Annotated in this window: 18 protein-coding genes and 4 pseudogenes; 20 read left to right on the top strand and 2 right to left on the bottom strand. The window is 61.5% G+C overall.

The window, feature by feature from the left end:
* The first annotated feature begins 103 nt into the window (after positions 1-103).
* From HQ394_RS10225 to HQ394_RS10150, 15 genes are all read left to right on the top strand, one after another.
* Entirely contained in the window at positions 104-673 is a 570-nt protein-coding gene (locus HQ394_RS10225; protein ID WP_317629038.1) for a capsid assembly protein, read from the top strand.
* Positions 674-947: 274 nt separating this feature from the next.
* The gene (locus HQ394_RS10220) at positions 948-1,766 is read left to right on the top strand and encodes a phage capsid protein (RefSeq protein ID WP_190260169.1); all 819 of its coding nucleotides are present in this window, start codon (positions 948-950) and stop codon (positions 1,764-1,766) included.
* Positions 1,767-1,778: 12 nt separating this feature from the next.
* Entirely contained in the window at positions 1,779-2,048 is a 270-nt protein-coding gene (locus tag HQ394_RS10215; RefSeq protein WP_190260168.1) for a hypothetical protein, read from the top strand.
* A 155-nt stretch (positions 2,049-2,203) separates the two neighbouring features.
* Positions 2,204-2,773, top strand: a complete 570-nt coding sequence (locus HQ394_RS10210) for a hypothetical protein (protein WP_190260167.1) — start codon at positions 2,204-2,206, stop codon at positions 2,771-2,773.
* 2,012 nt (positions 2,774-4,785) lie between these two features.
* Positions 4,786-5,238 carry a hypothetical protein gene (locus HQ394_RS10200; RefSeq protein ID WP_190260165.1) on the top strand — a complete coding sequence of 151 codons (453 nt, stop codon included), beginning with the start codon at positions 4,786-4,788 and terminating at the stop codon, positions 5,236-5,238.
* Between the two features lie 222 nt (positions 5,239-5,460).
* Positions 5,461-5,937 carry a hypothetical protein gene (locus HQ394_RS10195; protein WP_190260164.1) on the top strand — a complete coding sequence of 159 codons (477 nt, stop codon included), beginning with the start codon at positions 5,461-5,463 and terminating at the stop codon, positions 5,935-5,937.
* Positions 5,938-6,127: 190 nt separating this feature from the next.
* The gene (locus HQ394_RS10190) at positions 6,128-6,442 is read left to right on the top strand and encodes a hypothetical protein (RefSeq protein WP_190260163.1); all 315 of its coding nucleotides are present in this window, start codon (positions 6,128-6,130) and stop codon (positions 6,440-6,442) included.
* Between the two features lie 241 nt (positions 6,443-6,683).
* Positions 6,684-6,902 (top strand): hypothetical protein, encoded by a 219-nt coding sequence (locus tag HQ394_RS10185; RefSeq protein WP_190260162.1) that lies wholly within the window; start codon positions 6,684-6,686, stop codon positions 6,900-6,902.
* A gap of 97 nt (positions 6,903-6,999) precedes the next feature.
* Positions 7,000-8,499: a phage terminase large subunit gene (terL, locus tag HQ394_RS10180; RefSeq protein WP_190260161.1), complete on the top strand. Its 1,500-nt coding sequence runs from the start codon at positions 7,000-7,002 to the stop codon at positions 8,497-8,499.
* 76 nt (positions 8,500-8,575) lie between these two features.
* Positions 8,576-9,235, top strand: a complete 660-nt coding sequence (locus tag HQ394_RS10175; RefSeq protein WP_190260160.1) for a cell wall hydrolase — start codon at positions 8,576-8,578, stop codon at positions 9,233-9,235.
* A gap of 142 nt (positions 9,236-9,377) precedes the next feature.
* Positions 9,378-9,752, top strand: coding sequence for a GcrA family cell cycle regulator (locus tag HQ394_RS10170; RefSeq protein WP_190260159.1), 375 nt, complete (start codon positions 9,378-9,380; stop codon positions 9,750-9,752).
* 135 nt (positions 9,753-9,887) lie between these two features.
* On the top strand, positions 9,888-10,736 hold the full coding sequence (locus tag HQ394_RS10165; protein WP_190260158.1) for a DUF4743 domain-containing protein: 849 nt from the start codon (positions 9,888-9,890) through the stop codon (positions 10,734-10,736).
* A 9-nt stretch (positions 10,737-10,745) separates the two neighbouring features.
* Positions 10,746-12,002, top strand: a complete 1,257-nt coding sequence (locus tag HQ394_RS10160; RefSeq protein WP_190260157.1) for a YbaY family lipoprotein — start codon at positions 10,746-10,748, stop codon at positions 12,000-12,002.
* Positions 12,003-12,690: 688 nt separating this feature from the next.
* Positions 12,691-13,641 carry an IS630 family transposase gene (locus tag HQ394_RS10155; RefSeq protein WP_190260156.1) on the top strand — a complete coding sequence of 317 codons (951 nt, stop codon included), beginning with the start codon at positions 12,691-12,693 and terminating at the stop codon, positions 13,639-13,641.
* Positions 13,642-13,695: 54 nt separating this feature from the next.
* Positions 13,696-16,503 carry a PAS domain-containing protein gene (locus tag HQ394_RS10150; protein ID WP_190260155.1) on the top strand — a complete coding sequence of 936 codons (2,808 nt, stop codon included), beginning with the start codon at positions 13,696-13,698 and terminating at the stop codon, positions 16,501-16,503.
* Between the two features lie 28 nt (positions 16,504-16,531).
* Here the strand turns inward: HQ394_RS10150 and HQ394_RS10145 are convergent, their stop codons facing one another.
* Positions 16,532-16,963 (bottom strand): HIT domain-containing protein, encoded by a 432-nt coding sequence (locus HQ394_RS10145; RefSeq protein ID WP_223291490.1) that lies wholly within the window; start codon positions 16,961-16,963, stop codon positions 16,532-16,534.
* Positions 16,964-16,975: 12 nt separating this feature from the next.
* Positions 16,976-18,787 carry a glucan ABC transporter ATP-binding protein/ permease gene (locus tag HQ394_RS10140; protein WP_190260154.1) on the bottom strand — a complete coding sequence of 604 codons (1,812 nt, stop codon included), beginning with the start codon at positions 18,785-18,787 and terminating at the stop codon, positions 16,976-16,978.
* Between the two features lie 263 nt (positions 18,788-19,050).
* Between HQ394_RS10140 and HQ394_RS10135 the strand changes: the two are divergent.
* The 5 genes and pseudogenes from HQ394_RS10135 to HQ394_RS10115 form a co-directional block, all read left to right on the top strand.
* A pseudogene (locus HQ394_RS10135) lies at positions 19,051-19,794 on the top strand (IS701 family transposase); the annotation flags it as partial.
* Positions 19,795-19,907: 113 nt separating this feature from the next.
* Positions 19,908-21,406 (top strand): annotated as a pseudogene (istA, locus tag HQ394_RS10130) (IS21 family transposase).
* A 23-nt stretch (positions 21,407-21,429) separates the two neighbouring features.
* Positions 21,430-22,282, top strand: a pseudogene (gene istB, locus HQ394_RS10125) (IS21-like element helper ATPase IstB).
* A 173-nt stretch (positions 22,283-22,455) separates the two neighbouring features.
* A pseudogene (locus HQ394_RS21535) lies at positions 22,456-22,667 on the top strand (IS701 family transposase); the annotation flags it as partial.
* Positions 22,664-22,831 carry a hypothetical protein gene (locus HQ394_RS10115; RefSeq protein WP_190260090.1) on the top strand — a complete coding sequence of 56 codons (168 nt, stop codon included), beginning with the start codon at positions 22,664-22,666 and terminating at the stop codon, positions 22,829-22,831. The pseudogene HQ394_RS21535 and the gene HQ394_RS10115, both read left to right, overlap by 4 nt.
* The last annotated feature ends 13 nt before the right edge of the window (positions 22,832-22,844 follow it).

Here is a 22,844-nt window from a genome sequence, read left to right as displayed (position 1 = left end):
TGCTAACCCGGGAACCGCAAAGGCGAAGGCCTCGGCACGACCGGCGAACCTTCCGGATAAGTTCTGGGACGACAAGGCGGGCGAGGTCCGGCAGGACGCGCTCATCAAGTCCTATCTCGATCTGGAACGTAAGCTGAGCAGCCTTCCCACCCGCGACGTTCCACCCACCCCCGACGCGTACGGAATCTCCGTCCGCGACGATCTGCTGACGGTTGATCCGCAGGTGAACCAGCGGCTGCATCAGGCTGGCTTCAGCAACGAGCAGGCGCAGCTCGTGTACGATCTGGCCTGCGATCACCTGCTGCCGCTGATCGGTGAACTGGCCTCCTTGTTTGAGGCCGACAACCAGAGCAAGCGCCTGGAACAGCATTTCGGCGGCAAGGAACGGTGGCGGGAAGTCGCTCGCCAGGTTGCCGCCTGGGGCCGCTCGCACTTGCCGCCGCGGGTGTTCGAGGCGCTGTCGACCACCTTTGAAGGGGTGGTCACTATGCACAAGATGATGGGTGACAGCAGCAACGAGCCTGGTCTGTCGCGCGATATCGGCAGCATCGGTGGCGTGCCCAATGATGCGGAACTGCGCTCAATGATGCGTGATCCCCGCTATTGGCGGGACCACGATCCGGCCGTCGTCAACAAAGTTCGTGACGGCTTTCGTCGTCTTTACGTCGACTAGAGATGAGCGCGCCCGCCAAGGTGGCGCGGCTCGCGTGCGGGGCGTCGGACTCCGGAGTTCGGCGCCCCGCAGTTCCTGGCGATGACCGAGGGTAAAGACACAGCCCCCGTTATCATCGCTTAAGCCTCCATTTTCCCAATCCGCCGGAACGGACAACCCCAGCGTATGTGGACGATCTAGGGCCCTACCTCCGGTTCGTACTCCGCTGCGGCGGCGACGCCACAACCGCGGTCGGTTGCATTCACGCCTCCCCAGGCATCAGGAGTGAGTTTGAATGTCCACATCGATCGGACTCTCGTTCGTCAAGAATTTCGAGGCCGAAGTCCATGTGCAGTATCAGCAGATGGGCTCCAAGCTTCGCAACACCGTTCGCTCCAAGGATAGCGTTGTCGGAGCGACCACCACGTTTCAGAAGGTCGGCAAAGGTACCGCCAGCACCAAGGCGCGTCATGGCATGGTGCCGGTGATGAATGTGGACCACGAGCCGGTGGAATGCATTCTGCAGGACTTCTATGCCGGCGACTGGATCGACAAGCTCGACGAGTTGAAGACCAACATCAACGAACAGCAGGTGGTGGCACGCGCCGGCGCTTTCGCCCTTGGCCGCAAGTCCGACGAGCTGATCATCGGCGAACTGGCCCGTTCGACCAACTTTGCCGGCCTCGCCACCGACGGTCTAACCAAGGCGAAGATCCTCACCGCGTTTGAGGTGCTGGGCGAAGCCGATGTTCCCGACGACGGTCAGCGCTACGCCGTGATCGGTTGGAAGCAGTGGAGCGAACTGCTCAACATCGAAGAGTTCGCCAACGCCGACTACATCGGCGACGACGAACTGCCCTGGAAGGGAACGCAGGCAAAGCGCTGGCTGGGTACCCTTTGGCTGCCCCACTCCGGCCTGCCCAAGGCGGCCGCGGTCCGGAGCTGCTTCTGGTACCACAAGACGGCAATCGGTCATGCCACCGGCTCTGACGTGAAGACCGATATCACTTGGCACGGCGATCGTGCCGCCCATTTCGTCAACAACATGATGAGCCAAGGCGCCTGTCTGATCGATCCGAACGGCGTCGTCGCGCTTCGCTGCATCGAGAGCTGAGAGGTCCGAGCCATGGCTTACAATCCTCACAATCTGAGCGTCCTCGGCTACGCCAACGGCTTTACGCTTTGGCACTACTGCACCACTGACACTGCCGACCAGGTGGACAGCACCGGCTATTTCAGCCAGGCGGTGGAGATGCTGCGTGTTGGCGACATGATGATGGCCAACTGCGATACCGACGGCACACCGGCAGCAGGTATTTTCCTCGTCGCGCGTAGCTCGGCCGGCGTTGTTGACGTCGCTAATCTGACCCGGGTCGGCGCCGACAACACCGACTAGGTGTACCGAAGCGCAAGCGTTCCAATCCTCCTGCCGCGCTGGCGTGGCGCTGGCAGGGGGGGATTGGCGTCGGTTTTGTGCAAGCGATGACCGGGCGCACGCTCCGACAGCCGCCGCCCTGCCCTGCCCCCTCCCTTTGATGCGGAAAGACCGACATGGCGCTCAGTCAGATCGACCTGTGCTCACGTGCGCTGCTTAAGGTTGGCGCGAACAGCATCTCCTCCTTCGAAGAGGGAACAGCCGAAGCGGAAATCGCCGCCAGTCTGTATCCGACGGTGCGCGATTCCCTGCTCTCTGCCCACCCATGGAACTTCGCGACGACGCAACAGCGATTGACGATGCTGGCGACGCCGCCTATCGCGGACTTCCAAAATGCGTTCCAGCTCCCTGCAGATTGCATTCGCGTTCTTTCCGCCGGTACCGACGGACGCGGCGCCGGCCTTGTCTACAAGATCGCGCAACGACAGCTGCGGACGGACGCGAGCGATGTGGTGCTGACCTATATTTTTCGTCCGCTTGAGACCGATTTCCCACCGTTCTTCGACATGACGCTGATCGCCAATCTGGCGGCGGAATTCTGCATTCCGTTGACGGACAGCACCGCCCGCTGGGAGGCCTTGCGAGAGGTGGCTGAGTACGAGGCTCGCCGTGCGCGACTGATCGACGCGCAGGAGGAAACGCCCGCAGCAGTCGATGACTTCACCCTTATTGCGAGTCGCTACTGATGCCGCACGTCAGCAATTACAAAACGAGCTTTACCTCGGGAGAGCTCTCGCCCGACCTGCTCGGACGCACCGACCTTCGCGCCTATCTGAACGGCGCGCGTCGGCTGACAAACGTCTTCATCCACCCTACGGGTGGCGTGTTTCGCCGCTGGGGCCTGCGGTTCGTCGATATGGCCAAGGGCGACGGCCGGCTGATCGCCTTCGAATTCAATGTTGAGCAGACCTACCTTTTCGTCCTCACTGACCGTGCGCTCGATATCTATCAATCCGGTACCCACGTCGCCGAACTAGTCACTCCGTGGACGATCGAGCAGGTCCACCAGCTCAATTGGACGCAGAGCGCCGATACGCTCCTCGTCGTTCATCCGGATACACCACCGAAGCAGCTGACGCGCCTGGCTGATGGTCGATGGGCACTCGCGGACTGGCAGATCGCCCAGGACACCACGTCCGAGCTTAACCGGAGGTTTTGGCCACAGCACAAATTCGTCGCCTGGAATATCACCCTGAAACCATCGGCGACGACCGGGGGCATCTTCCTTGACGCCAATGCGGACGTTTTCACCGCGCAGCACATTGGCAGCCGCTTCCGTCTGAACGACAAGGAAGTAGTGATCACCGGCTTGATCAATCCAAGCCGCGCGGCCGCGTCGGTGCAGGAACCGTTGACCGGGACCGACGCGACGGTGGATTGGAGCGAGCAGGCATGGTCGGCTGCCCGTGGGTGGCCGGCGTCAGTCTGCTTTCACCAGGATCGTCTTGTCGTTGGCGGGTCGCGTGATCTTCCGAACCGCCTTTGGCTGTCCAAGTCGTCCGATCTGTTCAATTTTTCCGTTGGCAAGGCGCGGGACGATGAGGCAATCGACTTTCCCATTCTTTCCGATCAGGTCAACGCCATTCGCCATGTCTTCTCTGGTCGCCACCTGCAGGTGTTCACGTCCGGGGCGGAGTGGATGGTGGCGGGCGATCCTCTGACGCCGACCAACATTCAGGTGCATCGACAGACACGCGTTGGATCACCCATCGACCGCACTCTGCCGCCGCGCGACGTGGATGGCGCGACCCTGTTCGTGCCGCGCACCGGCCCACAGTTGCGTGAGTTCATCTATAGCGACACCGAACAGGCTTATCAGTCGGGGGATACGGCGCTGCTGGCGCACCATCTCTTCGCCAAGCCGATCGCCATGGACTACGACAAGGCCAACCGGCTGTTTCACGTGGTGATGGAAGCCGGCCACATCGCCACCCTCACCGTTTACCGCGACGAAGAAGTCACGGCGTGGAGCCGACTGGAGACGCAAGGCTCTTTCCGCAGCGTTGCTGCCGTCGGCGAGCAGATGTTCGTTCTCGTGGAGCGCGCCGGCGGCACCTTTATTGAAGTCTTCGACTCCGATTTATGCGTCGACGCCGGCCTGGTCGGCATGAGTGATACANCTGCAACGGCGGAGTGGGCGGGCCTGTCGCACCTGGAAGGCCATACGGTCAAAGTGGTCGCCAACGGGGTAGCCGCTCCAGATGTCGATGTTACCGATGGCAAGGTGACACTTGAAGATCCGGTGACGTCGCTGCAGGCGGGACTGGGATACACTCACATTGTGGAGCCGCTCCCTCCCGCCCTGCCGGGAGATGCGCAGATTGCCAACCGGATGCGGCCGATCGCGATCAATTTCCGCGTCTGGGACACTGCCTGTCTGCGGTTGGATGTCGGCAATGGGCTGGAAGAGGTGCCCTTCCGCCGTTTGGGTGTCGATCACCATTTCGATGCGCCGCCACCGCGCTTTTCCGGTGACAAGCGCATTCGCGTGCTCGGTTGGCGGCAAGGTGGCTTGGAATCGATCTGGCGGATCGAACAGGATACGCCAATGCCCTTCACCCTGCTTTCGGTGATGACCGAATTCAGTGTCACCACCTGAGCTGGTTTGGCCTGCGTCGCAAGCAGAGGCGTCGTAACCAGCGTCGAACACCGTATCCCGCCAGCTTCCTGCCACTGCAGATAAACGAGGAGACTGTCCATGGGTGGGTTCGCTACATCCACCGCTTTCTCTGCCATGCAGTACGCGATGGATAACGCGCAGAGCAAAGAGAAAGCAAAAGTTAATGCGGCATCAGCCGCCGCCGCCGCCCAGTCGCAAGCCGACCAGATCAAGACTTCGCAACAGATCGAGGAGCGGACGCGCCAGGACAACCTGGAACGCCAACTTGCCTCCAGCCGTGCCCGCTTTGGCGCGCAAGGCACGAGTGGCGGCGGCTCCAGCACGGCCGCACTGGCAACTCTCGCCGGCGATGCCGCCCAGGAGGACGCGGATTCGGTTGAGCTTGCCAATCAGCGTATCCAACGGATCAACGATGAGTACCGTTGGGGGCAGTCGAAGAGCTTGTTGGACAGCACGTATCCCGCCTACCGCAACGGACTTTCGCTGGTGCGGCAGGGAGTTTCCGGCGGCCTTTCACTTCTTGATGAATAGCCGCCAAGGATGACGGTCTCGCGTGAGTGACGGCAACGATGATCAGCGGGTGCAATGCCCGTTCTAGATTTGCGAATACTGTCATTAGGATCAAGGACTTGCACCTTGCCGCGAGTGCCGTCCGATCGCTCTACTGGAAGCATGCGCCAGCTCCGACACGCCACTCTAACGCTCGGCAAGCAGCGCTACCGACACCGATTTTAACGCTCGGAGATCCACTTTATGACGACCCGCATGTCTTCAGGTTACGTTGATCAGGCCGCCAACGTAGATGCGCAATTTGTGACTCGAGTCCTGGAACAAATGGGGAAGATAGACGAGATCAGCCATTCGACTAACGAACTGCGCGTGGATATCAGCTTGATTAAGGCACGTTTGTTCAATGGCCTGATGGATACGATACGTGAAACGTACTCGCAGGTCCTTATACTGGATACTAAACAGAAGGATATTGATACGCGTCTCGAAGAATTTCAGATGACCTGGGTTTCAAAATTCACAGCGCACGATGTTAAAGAAAAGGTATTTCATGTTCTTATTGGTGGGGTGATGGTATTGACGATGTGTGTCTTCAGCGTCATCCTCGTGCTTCAATTAGAGGAGCGCAATATTATCGAACAACGCTCCCCGGCCGCGCAGCGTACAGAAAATGTAGCGCCGCTACCTGATGGTAATTTACGTTTGGTGGTACCACAATAGAACAACGTCTGCTGAATGCTTTTAGTAATAGAAGCCCACATTCGAAAGCGGTTTCTACATTAGAGCGATGTCGAAGAGTTGAGAATTCTGCAATATGCATGATCGACGTTAAGCCTGTTGATGCACAACGGCATCTGTATGTTCAGCAATTTTGGCTCTTCGATCATGCTCTCACGATGAGGGATGCGCCTTGAAAGACGATGCCTGGGAAGGACTGCGTCAGGATCTAGTGACGCGCCTTTCGCGCCTGCTTGATAAGGCGCTTTCTGTCTATGCCTACTTCGCTAACAGCACACCACCCGAAGGGTCGAAGGACTTTGCCGCGTTTCAGGCGAATTGCCGCGCCGCACTCGCGCACGTCCATCTGCTGATTAAGCTGGCGCAGTGGGCGCGCAACGCAGCCGATGTGAGCAGTGAGATTAGTCCTGGTGATGATGACCATATCCATCAGTTAATCGAAGAAGCCGAGGCAGCTCTCGACCAATACGGTAGCCCACAAACCTGAACTCGCTCTCAGTATTCTAACAGATCTCCACCACCTTTGAGACGGCACGCGTCCAGTATCTTGCTGGGCGATTGACATTGTGTGTCCGACGTAATGGAGCATGGCCATGCTTACTGACAAGGTTCGTTTCCGGACTTTCTTCAGCGCAGTTATTTTGAGGACAGTGCGATTGCCGCTGCTTCTCCTGGCGTGCCTCGCTGGAACGTTGTCGTCCTGTACATACGTGGAGCGCGCCCGAGAGATGACCGACTCTTCGACAGCGGCCGCAGAACAATCCGTCCTCGATACCCTGGTGGACGCGAACATCGAGCGTCAGCGCCTGCGTCGCCTGCGTTGCCTCGATCCGCTGCTGAGCCCGATGACGATCAAACGTGCGGCAGCGGATTCCCGCCTCGGCCAGCCATGGCTCGAAGAACTGCAGCGCGATTGTCCCGAATTGTCGACGCTGGCCGCAAACTGACCCCGCGTGGATTGGGGATGCGAGTGATGCGAGATCGACCTGGGAACCATTCACGATGCGCTGCACGTCTGTTCGGGCCTCGCCCGGGATTCTTGGCATGAGCAGGGCGGGGTTTCCGCAGTTCGTCTGGATCTGGAACAAGACCCAGGGCTTGCCAACGCCCGACCTGCATGTGGAGATCGGGCGTTGGCTGGCAACGGCCTGGGACAGCGGCGAGCGTGATCTCGTGCTCTTGGCATTTCGCAACTCCGGCAAATCGACCCTCGTCGGGCTGTTCTGCAGCTGGCTGCTGTATCGCAATCCGGATCTGCGTGTCCTGGTGTTGGCCGGCGATTTTGCCGTGGCGCGTAAGATGGTGCGCAACGTTCGCCGCATCATCGAGCGACATCCGCTCACGGCGAGACTGAAGCCCGCACGCAGCGACCAATGGGCTGCCGATCAGTTCACGATCAGCCGCGCGGCAGAGCTGCGCGATCCGTCGATGCTGGCAAAGGGGATCAGCGCAAATGTCACCGGGCTGCGTGCTGACGTAGTCATTTGCGATGATGTGGAAGTCCCGAATACCTGCGATACGCCGCAAAAGCGTACGGAGCTTCGTACAAGGTTGCGTGAAATAGAGTACGTTCTCGTTCCCGGCGGACTTCAATTATTCGTTGGTACGCCACATACCTATCATTCGATCTATTCCATATCGAACGGGACCGAGCTAGGGAAGACGACGCCGCTACTTGCCGGATTTCGTCGCCTTGAGATTCCGATTCTCGATGCAAACGGCAACAGCCGCTGGTCTGAGCGCTATTCGACGACCAAAATCGAGGCCATCCGACTGCGCACGGGTCCGGCCAAGTTTGACAGCCAGATGATGCTGCGTCCGCGCAACATCCTTGATGGACGTCTCGATCCCGATCGTTTGCATTGTTACAGCGATAGCCTCGACTATACCGAGGGTAACCAGGAAAGCGTCCTGATGCTGGGCACGCGCCGCCTAGTGTCGGCGTCCTGTTGGTGGGACCCTTCCTTCGGCGCCCCGAACCGCGGCGATGCTAATGTGGTTGCCGCCGTCTACACCGACCGTGAGGGGGACAGCTGGCTACACAGCGTCCGCTATCTCACCCACGACCCGGCGCGGGCGCAGGAAGTTGATGAAGCGACCCAGCTCTGCCGGCAGGTGGCCGATTTTGCCCGCACCCATTACCTGCCGGTGGTCACCATCGAGACCAACGGCATCGGCCGCTTTCTCCCCAGCCTGCTGCAACGCGAGGCCAGCGCCATTCGGGCGCCGTGCGTGGTGCGTGAGCACGTATCCACCCGTAATAAGGACCTGCGGATCATCGATGCGTTCGACGCGGTGCTTGCCGCCGGGCGTCTGCACGCCCATGCCAGCGTCTGGTCGACGCCTTTCATAGAAGAGATGCGCGAATGGCGTCCAGGCGCCCGGGTTCGCGACGACGGGCTCGACGCCGTCGCCGGTTGCCTCCTCAGTGAGCCGGTCCGCCTGCCGCGAGTGCTGGCCCCGGCGCACGCCGTCGCCTCCGGTCGCCTGAACTGGCGGCCCTTATCGGCCGGTACCACCGCCCCCAGCAGCTTCGACGTCTGACGGCTTCGCCGGCCGGAGCCGCGAGCCGGAATCGGGGCGGCCCATCCCCGCTGCCGCTCACCGCTGATGTGTATTCATGGAGATCATCTTGGCCACCACCGAGCCCAGCCGCGCCCAGGTGCAGCAGCAAGCTGCTCAACTGACTGCCACATTTGCGAAAATCTTGTTCGTGCTCGGCCGTGGCGAGCAAATTCGGACCCTCGAAGCAATCGCGGCAACGCTCGCCAATCAGGTGAAGGCATCCACAGGGTGCGCTCCCGGAGGCGATCGGGTTGAAACGACTGTCGAGGATGCAGACGTCGCGCGTCTACGCCACTTCGCCCGTCACCTGGCAGCACTGACAGCAGCCGATGGCGCAGAGCGGGTCGTGATCGAGGATCATCCTGCCTACGCCTCGTGCCTGCGGATCGCTCGTCGCGCCATGGCGGCGGCGATCCAGGATCCTACCGGTGGAGCAACCCGCTTCCATGCGATCGACGAGGCGCCTGATTGGGCGAGAGGCATGCTGCCGAATGCGACCTTGGGCGGCTTCGTCTTCTATCGGGACGACGGCTCGCTCCTTGGCATCAGCGCTGGGGCCGACCGGTCAGGCGAAAACATGGGAGCATCGGTGCTCGACAGGGCTGACTGCCACTGTACGGACAAGGCGCATTGTTGCGCCACAAGAGTGGAATATAGCGGGTATCATCCAAATCGAAGGTGTGTTTGCCCCTCGAACGCGAAATGTTGTGGATAACCCTATATCTTGTAGACAAATGCCGTAAAGATGGTAAGAATGGTGGGTGACTTTGCTTATGAAGAGCGCGATTCGCGAGAATCGGGCGCAACGTCACCCGTACAAGACAGATTCTTCCCACTGAGAGACGAGCACTGGCCCGATGACTTCTGCCGAGTGGACACCCGAACGCATCGCCGCCCTGATCGCCCTTTGGAATGAGGAGCTGTCGACAAGCGAAATCGGCCGACGGCTGGGAATCACCAAAAACGCGGTCATCGGCAAAGTTCACCGGCTGGGCCTGCCGAAGCGTCGTCCTTCAGCGAAGGACGACGAGGACACCGCCGACGTTGCCGACGTGGTCAAGTTGGAAGCTTTGACCTCGGAGATGTGCAGTTGGCCGGTTGGTAACCCTGGTGACAAGGCCTTCCATTTTTGCGGCGAGCAGGTGGTGCCTGGAAAGCCTTATTGTTCCAAGCACTGCGCCGTCGCGTATATCCGCACCGGACGCGATCGCGGCCAGACATCGGTTGCCTGACGGAGCGGGCTTTGGCGATTTGATTCGCTGCCTGCTCGGGGTTTGACGGCAGACAGCGGGATTCCTGCGCGGCAAACGGCTTGGCGAAAACCTCGCCGGCTTGTAGACCAGAGGCTTGGTTGACCGCGAGGACTGATGAGCTTTCTTGACCGTATCCACGCGTGCACGGCGTTCAATCCGGATCGGTATCTGCCCTTCCAGATCGACGACGCCGTGGTGGGATTTGTTACCCCGGAGCTTGCTGCCAGACTGGCGGCGTTTGCTGATGTCTTCGTCGTCAACGCCGGCAGCGTCAATCTGGCAACGGCGCTCATCACGCCCGCTGCTCGGACGGCCGCCGTGGACCGTGTGTTGCGTGCGTTGTCGCAACAAGGTGTCGTCAATGGTTGGCGTGACGAACTGTACCCGGTCGCAGCGCATCCTAGCGCGCCACCGCTGCTGCTGATCGAGCGCGCCGCCGTTCCACTTTTTGGCACCTACGGCAGCGGCATCCATGTCAACGGCTTCGTCGGTCGTGGCGCCGACATGCGGATGTGGGTCGGTCGACGCAGCCTGGATAAACCCACGGCTCCCGGTAAGCTCGACCAGATCGTCGCTGGCGGCAAGTCGGCAGATCACACCATTTGGGAGACGTTGCTCAAGGAGAGCGAGGAGGAAGCCAGTATATCACCGGAGATTGCCGCCCTCGCACGACCGGTCGGCGCCATCAGCTACTGCACAGAACGGAGCAAAGGCCTGCGGCGTGATGTGCTCTATACCTTCGATATCGAACTGCCGGAAGATTTTGTTCCAAGCAATAGCGACGGTGAGATAAGCGAATTCTATCTATGGCCAATATCGCGGGTCATGGAAACAGTGCGTAACACCGACGATTTCAAGTTTAATTGTGCGCTTGTTGTTATTGATTTCTTAATTCGTCATGGCTTCGTCAATCATAGCGAACCAGACTATCTCGATGTGGTCAAAGGACTGCACGGATTTTGAGGTTGGCGCTTGATTCCTGAAGGTGAAGCCATTGATGGCAGCAGCCAAAAACAAACGCCGTCACTGTTCCAGCGTCCGGATCGTGATAGCATAGCGCTGGTTGATACGAACAGGGGGCTGGAAAAGCCAATGCGCATCCGGGTTATTCTTCACCTGATTGCGATCGCACTTTTGTTTGCGATTATGCGCCCTGTGACAAGTACGGCGGCAGAGGTTACCGGAACCGCAAGCTATCGTGAGCGCATCACGCTGCCGGCCGACGCCGTCTTCGAGGCTACGCTTGAGGACATCAGTCGGCTCGATGCGCCCGCCGTCGTAATCTCCCGCACGGAAATTCCCGGCCCTGGCCAACCTCCCATCGCCTTTGCTCTTGCCTATGACCCCGCCAAGATTGACCAGCGGTTCACGTATGGCGTGCGTACCCGTATCACTGCGGCCGGCCAACTGCTGTTTACGTCAGACACGGTGCATCCGGTGCTCACACGCGGCGCCCCAGCCGCAATTGCGATAACGATGCGTAAAGTGGCGGAGCCGGCGGCCGAAGCCGCGGAGAAACCGGCGACGGATGTACCCGCGGGCGCGACGCAGGGCACGAGTGGCGACGCACAGCCGGCATCCACTCCCCAACCGCAAATTCTGAGCGGCATGTTCGTCTACCTGGCTGATGCGGCGCGGCTGACCGAGTGTCACACCGATCGTTCGTATCCGGTGGCGATGGAGGGCGATTTCCGTCGCCTGGAACGCGCCTACCTGCAGTCACGCCGCGCCCCGGGACAGCCGCTGATGGTGACCTTCGAAGGGAATCTCGTCGAGCGGCCGCGCATGGAAGGCGAAGGGACCGAAACCACCGCCGTTGTCGAACGCTTCATCAACGTCTGGCCGGGTGAACTCTGCGAACGCAATCGCGCCGACGCCACGCTGACCAACACCTATTGGCGGATCGTCAAGTTTGGCGACGAGTTGGTACCGGCCGCCAATCGGCAGCGGGAGCCGCACATGATCCTGCGCGACGACGGTATGCGTTTCAATGCCACCGTTGGCTGCAACCAGATGATCGGCGGCTATGAGGTGCGCGGCGACGAACTGAAGTTCAAAGCGGCCGCGTCGACGATGATGGCATGCCTGCCGCCGCTGGATAAACTGGAGCAACGTCTGGCGGAGGTGCTGAGCAAAACGCGACACTGGCATATTGCCGGCCAGTTTCTTGAACTCAGTGATGCCGAGGGAAAGCACCTTGCACTGTTTCAGTCGGTGTACATGCGCTGACGCAAGATCGGTTCGCGGCAATCGGGACGGGTAAAGCTGGGCCGAGCAAATCCTCGATTGTTACATCCTCGAAAATGGCCTGCGTTTTCAGCGCAGGCTGGTGCCCCGGCTCCTTCAGCAGAGTTCCGGCATGCACAGTGGGCAGGACATGGTCAGCCTCCTCCATTTTTTTGGACTCACAGCGCCACATATGTCCACCGATAACGACAGTATTATTACTTAGGATAGATGCCATAGCTGCCCAACGATCGACGGCGGCTGCATGGACGATGGTTGCACTTGATGCGTGCCATAAGGGTCCATGCTCTGGAACCCTGAAGTGCGCAATGGCGTTGTATAGTACGGGCTAAACTTTGATCATGCGGGCGGAGGGTCGTTAACCTGTGCAGCAAACCTCCTCGCCATAAATCGTTGCCGTCGGCGGAGATGCTGACTGTTCTCCTGCCCTACCTGAAAAGGCTGGCGCAACTACAGGGCAAGAGTGCCCTAAGAGGGACAGACGGGCGGACGTGCGCTGATGCTCGCACCGCTTTCCCCTGGCACCCGATCTTTGGTGGGTCGGAGGTACCGGACGGGCCGAACGTCGCTCATCCGCTAGAGCGGAGGCCGATCTGAGTGAATCGTTGGGGATTCCCATTGGGGGCTGGTTCTGATTCAAGATGTCTGCCGGAGGAGGAGGCCGGTGGACATGTCGACAGCGCTTTCCCTCGATCTTCGCGTCCGGGTTCTCAAGGCGGTGGCGGAAGGCGCGAGCCATCGCGCGGCGGCGGCGCGGTTCGGCGTCAGCGCCGCCAGCGTGAGCCGATGGCGGGCGCTGGAGCGGACGCAGGGTGATCCGCGCCCTGGCCCGCTCGGCGGCGACCGCCGCTCCGCCCGCGTCGAGGCGCAAGGCGCGCTGATCCGGCAGCTGATCGAGGCGACGCCGGACGTCACCACCGAAGAGCTGCGCGCGACGCTGGCCGAGCNNGGGGCCACGGTTTCGGCTACGGCACGCTGCAGCGGTTCTTCCGCCGCCACGGGCTCACGCGCAAAAAAGACCGGCCATGCGACCGAACAGGACCGCCCCGACATCCTGAAGCAGCGCGAGGCGTGGTTCGACGGCCAGATCGACCTGGCCCCGGAGCGCCTCGTGTTCATCGACGAGACCTGGGCGAAGACCAACATGGGCCGTACCTACGGCCGCGCGCCCCGCGGCGAGCGGCTGCGCATGGGCTTCCCCCATGGCCACTGGAAGACCACGACCTTCGTCGGCGCCCTGACCATGCGCGGCATGATCGCCCCCTTCGTGCTCACCGGAGCGATCAACCGCGACGCCTTCGATGCCTATGTCGAGAAGGTGCTCGTCCCCGAGCTCCGCCCCGGCGACATCGTGATCATGGACAACCTGTCCAGCCACAAGGGGCCGCGCACCGATGCGCTGATCAAGGACGCGGGCGCCAGCCTCCTCTTCCTGCCGCCCTACAGCCCCGACTTCAACCCCATTGAGAAGGCGTTCGCGAAGCTCAAGGCCCTGCTCCGCAAGGCCGCCGAGCGCACCGTCGAAGCCCTCTGGGCCGCCATCGGCCGCTTCGCCGACGACTTCACCCCAGCCGAGTGCGCAAACTACTTCAGCGCCTGCGGATACGATCCAGACTGGTAGGATTCCGCTCTAGAGCGCATAGAACTCCCGTCTCCTGTCGCAGTGACCGCACGTATGCTGCTCGACAGTTGCTGCCCTGCCTACGCCATCCTCTCCCAAGACCGGGACGTGTTCTATACTGGTGGCGACACAGATTATTTTCTGTCGATGCCAGTCGGCACTGCAACGCGCGATCTTCTCGCCATGGTCCGGCCGGAACTGCGGATGGATTTGGGAACGGTGCTCTCTCGGTGTATGGCAAGTGGCGAACGCAGCACCGTCCTGGTTAATGACGGCAAAACATACTCATGTGTTCGCCTCACATGCACGTCACTGCCATGCGAGGATGCGCTGCCGATGTTCCTGATGGTATTTTACGATTGCGGAGCATATGAACCGGGCAACGTTACCGTTCCGCAGGACGACAGAGATACGCCAGTAGCGGCGCTTGAGTACGAGTTGAGTGCCGCAGAGGAATACTTGCAGACGATGACCGAAGCGCTCGAGTCTTCGAATGATGAGCTGAAATCAGCTAATGAGGAATTAAAAACCTCGAGAGAAAAGCTGCGATCGGCGAACGAGGAACTGGAGCGCGTCAACTCCAAGCTGGCAGCCAAGGTTGAGGAACTCCGACTAAGTAACAATGATTTGCAGAATTTGCTGGAGAGCACACAGATCGCCACACTATTTCTTGATCGCACTCTGCATATACGCCGTTTCACACCAACAACTAAGGAATTATTCTATATTACGGATAGCGATACTGGCAGGCTAATTACCGAGATTGTTCCCAGGATCGATTTGCCGGGCATCAAGGGGATCGTCAAGGAGGTGCTGAACCTTCAGCATCCAATCGAGACCAAAGTGCAGATCAAGGGTGAGGACAGAACGTTTTCGATGCGGGTTCTGCCTTATCGCGGCTTTGACGGCGCTGTGGACGGTGTCGTCGCCACCTTCGTGCAGATAACCGATCTCATCCATGCGCAAGCGGCTGCCGAACGGCGTGCGGCGCAGCAGGATTTTGTCGCCATCCTGAGCGGCGCCATCCTGCGTGGTCAACCGGCGTCGGAGTTGATGGAGACGGCACCGCAGCGCATGGCGGTACTGCTCAATGCGCGTTACAGCAAAATCCTGAAAACGCTACCCGACGGTGAAAATTTCGAACTTGTTGCCCGGTTCGGCTTTCGCGAAAGCGAAGGGACGCTGGTTGCCGGCGGGACGAGTCAGGCGGGTTACACGCTCAAGGTCCGCGAGCCGGTGATCGTCGAGGACCTGAGCGAAGAACGGCGCTTCACCACGCCCAAGCTATTGACAGATAACGGTATTCGTAGCGGTATCAGCACTATCATCGCCGGACCGGGTGGCAACTGGGGTGTTCTCGGTGTCCATTCAGAAGTCGTCCGATCCTTCAGCGCAGACGACATCAAGTTTATCCAGGCGGTGGCAAACGTCATTTCCACCGGCTTGCAACGTGAAGACGCCTTGTGCGCCCTGCATGAAAGCGAGGAGCGCCTGGCGGCAGCGCTGCGAGCGGGCAAGCTCGGCGTGCACGATTTCGATCCGCGCACGGGGCTGATCAAATGGGACCACACCATGCGCGAACTGTGGGGTGTCGAGGACGACGCGGTGATTGATTACGCCGTGTTCATGGCCGGCGTCCACCCCGACGACCGGGCGATGGTGCAGGCGGCGGTGGACGATGCGCTCAATCCCGATGCAGCAGGGCCTTACAACGCGGTCTTTCGTCTCATCAACGCCAAGGACCACGCGGTGCGATGGATCCGCGCCGATGGTGATGTCACCTTCGAGAAGGGCATACCGGTTCGCCTCGTGGGCACCGTAACTGATATTACCGAGCGCCGCCGCATTGAGCAGCACGTGCAGTTGCTGATGCGCGAGGTCAATCACCGGGCGAAAAACCTGCTTGCCGTGGTGCAGTCGATTGCACGTCAGACGGCGAAGAACTCCCCGCCGTCGGATTTTGCCGCTGACCTGGGATATCGATTGCAGGGTCTGGCAGCGTCCCAGGACTTGATCATCGGCGGCGACTGGCGCTGGGTCTCGATGGAAGACCTGATCCTGTCGCAGACANGTCATCTCGGCGAGACGAGGAATGCACGCATCGTCATCAGCGGCGACGACGTCAGACTGACAACGGCGGCGGCACAGGGGATCGGGCTGGCGCTGCATGAACTGGCGACGAACGCGGTCAAGTACGGCGCGCTTTGCAACGAGCAGGGGAGCGTTGCTATCCATTGGCGAAACGTCGATGATGGACGCTTCCTGTTGAGTTGGACCGAGAGCGGCGGACCGCCGGTACAACCGCCGGTGCGGTGCGGGTTTGGCAGTACCGTCATCGAACGCATGGCCGNNCCGCNNCGCCGCGTTTCTGGGAGCGTCGAACTGAAGTTCGATCCGGACGGGCTTAAATGGCGCCTCACCGCTCCCGCCAAGGAAGTGGTCTATGCCACCGATGAGATTGAACAAGGTAATAAAAGCGAGTTCGTGTTCGCTGTACAGGACNGGAGAATGGGCGCCAACATCTTGATTATCGAAGATGAACCCCTGATCGCCCTGGATATGGAGCAAACGGTAACGACTGCTGGATTTACTGTTGTCGGTATCGTCCGCAATACCGCTGCCGCCCTACGTACGCTTGAGCAGGAGAAGGTCGACGTGGTCATTCTTGACGCTAACTTGAATGGGCAAAGCGCAGCACCGATCGCCCAGCGCCTACGCGCCGAGGGCATACCGTTTCTCGCCGTTTCCGGTTATTCACGCGCGCAGCTCGGCGACTGGCTTGGTGCGGCGCCGTTGCTCGGCAAGCCTTTTGCCGCCGAACGGCTGATTGCTGAGATCATCCAGCTGCAAACGTTACAGTAGCGCCGCGCCAGCCGTGAGCGACCTTGAGTCAGCGACTTGCGGTAAACGCGTCTTCGCGTTCGGCCATAGCAGCGGTCACCCGTTGCCACCAGCACACCGCCTCGTCGGTGTACGGCCGCGCCGGCACTTTCCCCCACACCGGTCCGGGCCACGCCGGGTCGCCCTCGTTCCGGGCGACGATGTGGACATGCAGCTGGCGGACGATGTTGCCGAGCGCGCCGACGTTGATCTTCGTTGGTCGGCATACCTCGGCCAGCACAGCCGCGACGGTAGAGATCTCGTGCATCAGCTGCTGCCGGTCACTCGCCTCTAAATCGAACAGCTCGCTAAGCGCCGGTCGTTCCGGCACCAGGATCAACCACGGATACTGGCTGTCGTTCATTAGCAACAACCGCGACAGCGGCAGTTGCCCTAGCGCGATGGTGTCGGCAGCGAGGCGGGGATCGAGGACAAAAGTCACGCGTAACGCTCCCTAACCAGCCCCGGGTTCGGGGCGTCCCGATTGCCAGGCTTCACCGCCATCCGCTGCCTGCGGTCCGAGCTGGGTTTGTACTAAGTTCGCAAAAATGCCGCCGCGATAGACCAGTTCTTCGAAACGGCCACGCTCGACGATCCGGCCCTGCTGAAAGACGAGGATCAGGTCGCAGCTGCGGATGGTCGACAGGCGGTGGGCGATGACGAAGGTGGTGCGGCCGCGCATCAGCCGCTGCAACGCCCTTNNCTGCACCCGGGCTTCGGTCACCGCGTCGAGCGCGCTCGTTGCCTCGTCGAGAATGAGGATGGGTGGATCCTTGAGCAGCGCGCGGGCGATGGCGACCCGCTGCCGCTCGCCGCCGGAGAGCGTGACGCCGCGCTCGCCGACCACGGTCTCGTAGCCTTTCGCCTGGCGCATGATGAAGTCGTGCGCTTCGGCCAAGCGCGCCGCTTCGATCACCTCCTCGTCGCTGGCATCCGGTCGGCCGACGCGCAGATTCTCGGCAATGGTGCGGTAGAACATGGTCGANTCCTGGAAGACGACGCCGATGTTGCGTCGCAAGGACTCCAGGGTGAGATCACGGATATCGAGGCCATCGATGCGGATGGTGCCCTCTTGTGGATCGGCCAGCCGATGCAGCAGCGCCATCGCCGTGCTCTTGCCGGCGCCCGTTGCGCCGACGAGGGCAACCGTGGTGCCGGCCTTGACCGCGAATGTCAGGTCGCTCACCGCTGGCGAGCGACGACCGTCGTAGGCGTAGCTGACATGATAGAACTCGACGTCGCCGCGCACTTGCGTCGCGGCGATCGCGCCCGGTTTCTCCTTCACCGTTGATTCCGTATCGATCACCTTGAAGTAGTCGGCGAGCTGCGGCAGTTGGAAGAACAGGCGCGAGAAGAAGCCCATCGCCTGGTCGAGACGGCCGATGAGCATGGTGGCGAAACCCATGAAGCTGACGATTTCGCCGACGCTGGCCTTACCGTTCAGCGTGAGCCAGGTGCCGAGAAGAAAGATAGTGATGATGGTGATGGTGGAGGCGGCACGCGCCAAAACACTTGCCAGCGCCCACAGGTTGAGGACCGGATACTGCGCCGCCAGAACCCGACGCATGATGAAGTTGAGCGAGCGGGCCTCGGCGGCGAGGCGGGTGAAGCTGTGAACGAGCGGCACGTTGCCGAGCGCATCGCCGGCGCGCATGGCGAGGCGCGAGTGGTATTCCTCGACCGACCGTTGCGCCTTTTCCGTTCGGGCGATGACGAGAAAGGTAAGGACGGCGAAGACGATGATCAGGCCAACCAGCAGCAATCCCAGTTGCCAGTTGAGGAACAGCGACAGCGGCAGCAGGATGACGATAGCGATGAAGGTGGCGAGGTGCTCGCGGAAGAAGGCGAGCCAGATGCCGAACAGGCTGTCCACCCCCTGCAGCATCGTCTTCAGGATGCGCCCGGAGTGACTTGCGGTATGGAACGCGGGCGGTAGACTGAGGACGTGCTCGAAGTAGAGCGCCATGGCGCCTAAGCGGCGTCGATGCGCCAGCCGATCTGCGTGCAGGGAGACGAGCATGTTGGCGACGATGGCGGTAAGGCCGACACCGCCCCAGATGGCCAGGATCCGCAGGCTCTCGTTCCACGTAGCGGCCTTCGGCTGGGTGCCAATTTTCGCCAGCACATCCACTAATTTACCGAACAGCACCGGCTCGGCATAGAACAGCATGGCTACGATGATATTAGCCAGCACCAGCAGCAGCGCCAGATTTCGCTCCGGACGGAGAAGACCGAGGACGCGACGGTAAATGCGATAGAATTCCATGTCCCACCGGTGTGTTGCCGGCGGCGAAGATCTTTGCTTCGCCCACGAGTCCCATGTCCGATACCACGGGTGCGGCCGGGCGCAAAGGTTTGCACCGATTAGGTCGACGATTTTTTGTGTTCGATGTCTCCAGCCAATGCCACGAAGTACGACGCGGCCGCGGTGGCGGGGGGGACAGCCTTAATCGCGCTCTGTATTAGTACTACAGTTGCATTTTATCCTCTAATATGGTTCCGTTGCCTGCGGCTGTGGGAGGGCGACGGATGGGTGTGGCGGAATGGGCGGGCACGCTTGTTGATTGGAAGGCGGAGCTCGAGGGGTTGAGGCGGGTGATCGCGCCGGCGCTGGGGCGGGCGGAGACGCGCCGTTCGGCCGGGATGTTCATCGACGGGCTGTTCTCGGCGGCATCGCGCAAGACCGGCTGGATGCTGGCCGAACAGGCGGGCCTCGAGGCACCCTATCGCCTCCAGTCACTGCTCGGACGCAGTTCATGGTCGGCAGACCAGCTTCGCGATCTGGTGCGCGGGTACGTGACGAACGCGCTGGGTGATCCGGGCGGCGTGCTCGTTGTCGATGAGACCGGTTTCCTGAAGAAGGGCCGGCACTCGGTGGGTGTCGGCCGTCAGTACTCGGGCACCGCCGGCCGGATCGAGAACTGCCAGGTCGGCGTTTTCGTCGCCTACGCCAGCCGCTGGGGCCACGCGCTCATCGACCGGCAGCTGTACCTGCCGAAAGACTGGGCGGACGATGCGACGCGCCGCCGGACGGCCGCCGTGCCGGACGACGTCGAATTCAAGACCAAGCCGGCGATGGCGCGGGAGATGATCGAGCGGACGCTCGACGCCGGCCCGCCTTGCGCCTGGGTTCTCGCCGATGCGCTCTACGGCTCGGACAGTCAACTCCGGCACCTGCTCGAGGGCCGCGGCCAGCCTTATGTCCCTGCCGTACGCTCCAACCACACCCTTCGCTTCCTCGAGGACGGGACCCTCGTCCAGACCGACCCTGCCATGTGTATGGCGGTGACAAATTAGGCCACGTAGCGGCGGTGATTGGTGCTGCCGCGCCGGAGTAAAATCTGGCCAGTGGTTAGGCGGTCTCTTTTTTGTGGGGGCGGCCGGGGATGTTTGCCGTGGAAGTCTACGCCGCCGTTCGGCATTTCGTTTTCATCGAGGGCAACAGCCGGCGTGAGGCGGCCCGGGTGTTCGGGCTGAGCCGTGAGACGGTTTCGAAGATGTGCCGGTTCTCGTTGCCGCCCGGCTACACGCGAACGAAGCCGGTGAAGAAGCCGAAGCTCGGGGTGCTGCTGCCGGTGATCGACGCCATCCTCGAGGCCGACAGGACGGCGCCTTCGAAGCAGCGGCATTCGGCCAAGCGGATCTTCGAGCGACTGCGCGACGAGCACGGTTATGCCGGCGGTCTGACGGTGGTGAGGGACTACGTCCGGGTTGCTCGGGGAGATTGCGGGAGACCTTCGTGCCGTTGGCTCATCCGTCCGGTCATGCGCAGGTCGACTTTGGCGAGGCGATCGGCGTGATCGGCGGCGTCCGGCAGAAGATCCACTTCTTCTGCATGGACCTGCCGCAATCGGATACTCCTTTCGTGAAGGCCTATCCGGCGGAGACGACGGAAGCCTTCCTCGACGGGCATGTGTCGGCATTCGCATTCTTCGGCGGCGTGCCGTTGTCGGTGCTTTACGACAACACGACGCTCGCGGTGGCGAAGATCTGCGGCGACGGCAGGCGGGAGCGCACCCGGGCCTTTACGGAACTGCAGAGCCATTACCTGTTCCAGGATCGCTTCGGCCGTCCCGGCAAGGGCAACGACAAGGGCAAGGTCGAGGGGCTGGTGAAGTATGCTCGATCGAACTTCCTGACGCCGATCCCCCAGGCGGCAAGCTTCGACGATCTCAATGCCATGCTGGAAGAGCGCTGCCGGCAGCGACGAGGCGAACGCGCCGGTCGCCACGGCGAAACCATCGGCGAGCGTCTCGTCGCCGACCTCGAAGCCTTCCGGGATTTGCCGGCGGTGCCATTGGAGCCGAGCGAGAAGCGGGCGGCCCGTGTCTCATCGACCGCCCTGGTCCGCTACCGCGGCAACGACTACTCGGTACCGACGGCATACGGCTTCCGGGATGTTGTGGTGAAGGGCTTCGTCGACGAGGTGGTGATCCTTTGTGCCGGCGAGGCGATCGCCCGGCATCGTCGCTGCTATGGCACGGGCACCTTCGTATTCGAGCCGCTGCACTATCTGGCGCTGATCGAGACGAAGCCGAATGCCCTCGACCAGGCGGCGGCGCTGAAAGACTGGGATCTGCCGGAGGCGTTCCAGCACCTGCGCCATCTCCTCGAGGCGCGCATGGGCAACCGCGGCAGGCGGGAGTTCATCCAGGTGCTGCGGCTGATGGAGGCGATCCCGATGGAGATGGTGGCGAGCGCGGTCAGCGAAGCGATCCGGCTCGGCGTCATCGGCTTTGATGCGGTCAAGCAGATTGCTCTGGCGCGCGTCGAGCGGCGGCCGGCCCGGCTCGACCTGACGGCCTATCCACATCTGCCGAAAATGGACGTCAGGATGACGGCGGCGGCTGACTACGCCGTTCTCGTTCCCGGGACAACGGCATGACCGGCAAGGCGGGCGCTGATGCGATGCCGGCGGGAACGACAAGCGGCACACCGCAGGTTCTGCTGGCGCATCACCTCAAGCAGTTGAAGCTGCCGACCGTTCTGCGGGAATACGACAAGATCGCCCGCGAATGCGCACGCGACGGCGTCGATCATCCCCGCTATCTGCTGCGCCTGGTGGAACTCGAACTGATCGACCGAGAACGCCGAATGGTCGAGCGGCGGATCAAGGCAGCACGCTTCCCGGCGGTCAAAAGCCTCGACACCTTCGACTTCACCGCGATTCCCAGCCTCAACAAGATGCTGGTGCTCGAGCTGGCCCGCTGCGAGTTCATCCTGCGCCGGGAGAACGTCATCGCGCTCGGCAACAGTGGCACCGGCAAGACCCATGTCGGGCTCGCCCTCGCTCTTGCCGCCTGCCAGAAGGGGTTCACCGTCGCCTTCACCACCGCAGCCGCCCTCGTGCACCAGTTGATGGAGGCGCGTGACGAGCGCCGCTTGCTGAAGCTGCAACGCGATCTCCAGTCGGTGATGTTGCTCATCGTCGACGAACTCGGTTACCTGCCGCTGTCGCCGACCGGGGCGGAACTTCTGTTCGAGGTGTTCTCCCAGCGCTACGAGCGCGGCTCGACCCTCGTCACCTCCAATCTGCCGTTCGAGGACTGGACCTCGGTGCTGGGATCGGAACGGCTCACCGGCGCGCTGCTCGACCGCCTGACCCACCACGTCCATATCCTCACCATGAACGGCGACAGCTACCGGTTGAAGCAATCCGCCGGACGTCGTCGTCCCCCACCGCAGCCGATCGGGCGGAGCAAAACCAGACNNCACCGCCGAGACCGTCGATCCCGAGACCGGCGAAACCAGCAAGCCCTGATCCCCGAGGCAAAGCCGACGCACGGCAAGGGGCCCGATCGGGCCCCTTGCCGTGATTGCACCGCTCGCCCAAATGGCCTGCTTTTACTCCGCTACAGTGGCCCAGAATTGCTCCGCCGTTGACACCTATGCCCGGCAAGGCACGNNTCCCTGCCCGAGCTTGCCGCTGCCGCAGGCCTCCGCTGGACGATCGAGGAGTGCTTCCTGCGGGCGAAGGACGACCTCGGCCTCGATCACTGCGAGGCGCGCTCCTGGCACGGATGGCATCGCCACATGAGCCTGGNNTCCTCGCTGCCGCCGCCTTCCTCGCCAAATTGTCGGCCGACCAGCGCCGGATCGCCTTCGATAAACGGGACAAAACGAGTCCGGCCGCCGCGGCCGCATGACCGTCCCGCTCGCCACGCCGGAAATCCGCCACATGCTCGAAAGGATCCTGTTCCGGGCGAAAACCCATCCCGCCTTCGTCTGGGCCTGCTCACGATGGCGCCGCAGCCACCAAACGACAGCCGCCAGCAGTCACCGCAAGAAACGACTAGAAACGCAACTGTAGTATTAGAGCGGAA

This window comes from Defluviicoccus vanus (assembly GCF_014672695.1).
GTDB classification, from domain to species: domain Bacteria; phylum Pseudomonadota; class Alphaproteobacteria; order Rhodospirillales; family Defluviicoccaceae; genus Defluviicoccus; species Defluviicoccus vanus.
Note: the sequence above shows the minus strand (reverse complement) of the source record. Positions and strands in the feature narration are given on the sequence as shown.